Annotated in this window: 2 protein-coding genes; one reads left to right on the forward strand and one right to left on the reverse strand. The window is 61.7% G+C overall.

The window, feature by feature from the left end; genetic code table 11:
* Nucleotides 1-219, reverse strand: a 219-nt coding sequence (locus LB556_RS31525) for a hypothetical protein (protein WP_224571282.1), incomplete at its 3' end; no start/stop codon positions are given.
* On the opposite strand from LB556_RS31525, the gene LB556_RS31530 reads away from it, so the two are divergent.
* Nucleotides 218-1,159 (forward strand): IS110 family transposase, encoded by a 942-nt coding sequence (locus tag LB556_RS31530; protein ID WP_224571283.1) that lies wholly within the window; start codon nt 218-220, stop codon nt 1,157-1,159. The two genes, LB556_RS31525 and LB556_RS31530, sit on opposite strands and share 2 nt — an antisense overlap.
* The last annotated feature ends 4 nt before the right edge of the window (nt 1,160-1,163 follow it).

The raw sequence follows: 1,163 nt of genomic DNA on the forward strand, positions 1-1,163 counted from the left end.
AGGATTGTTTGAGAAGGATCGGGTAGTTTGGCGGCCGGGACTGCGGCCCATCACAGCCAGCAGTCCCGGCGGCAGGCGACCGTCCCTAAGGATCGGGTGACACCCGACGTCATCATGGTCCCTGCCGTCTTTGTCCGCCATCGCTTGGAGAGTTGATTGGCCGCTGGCTCGCGCCACGCCCGCAAACAATCCGAAGCCCTTTAAGGATACCACCAGCATGGCCTTCTTGCACCAACAACCGCAATTGTGCCTCGGCTTCGACATCGCCAAGGACACCATCACCGCCTTCGACGGCGCCATCACCCGCACTATCGCCAATCAGCGTCGCGCCATCCGTGCCTTGCTCAAGAGCTACAAACACATAGACCTTGTCGTGTGCGAGCCGACGGGAGGCCATGAAGGCTTGCTGCTTCAGGAGTGCCTGCGCGCCGGCATCGCCTGCCATCGCGCCGACACGCTCAAGGTCAAGAGCTTCATCCGCTCCTACGGCACGCACGGCAAGAGCGATGCCATCGATGCCGCCATGCTTTACGCCTATGGCAGAGAGCGCTGGGCAAAACTGTCCCTTTGGCAGGCTCCCGATGTCGACGAGGCCAGCTTGCGCGCCCTGGTCCGCCGCCGCCAGGAACTCATCGCCATGAAGATTGCAGAGAAGAACCGCGCCAAGGCACCTGGGGGCCGCAAGCTTGCGAGTTCCTTCGAGGCCGTGATCAAAATCGTCGAGCGGCAGATCAAAGTCATCGATACTGCGATACGCGAGCTGATCGCCAACAGCCGCACCCTCAAGTTCCGGGCCGCAGTCTGCACGGCCATGGACAGTCTCGGCCCGATCGTGGCGGCCAAGCTTCTGGCCATCCTGCCGGAACTCGGCTCCATGACACGCCGCAAGGCTGCAGCCCTTGCTGGCCTCGCCCCGCACCCAAATGACAGCGGCCAAAAACACGGCTACCGCAAAATCCGCGGCGGCCGCCCTGACGTCAGAACCGCCCTCTTCATGCCAGCCTTGCGCGCCGCAGCCGGAAAGGGCGAATTCGCGCCTTTCTACAAACGCCTTGTTGCCAACGGCAAAAAGCCAATGGTGGCCATCGCTGCCGTCATGCGAAAGATCATCGTCACCCTAAACGCTAGGCTTAGAGACGCCATCATTCCTCAGAGTTGATGAC

It is taken from the genome of Mesorhizobium sp. ES1-4, from assembly GCF_020164745.1.
Classification (GTDB): Bacteria; Pseudomonadota; Alphaproteobacteria; order Rhizobiales; family Rhizobiaceae; genus Mesorhizobium.

Coding starts and splice junctions, on each gene's coding strand:
- LB556_RS31530 (WP_224571283.1), top strand. CDS start 218: ATGGCCTTCTTGCACCAACAACCGCAATTGTGCCTCGGCTTCGACATC.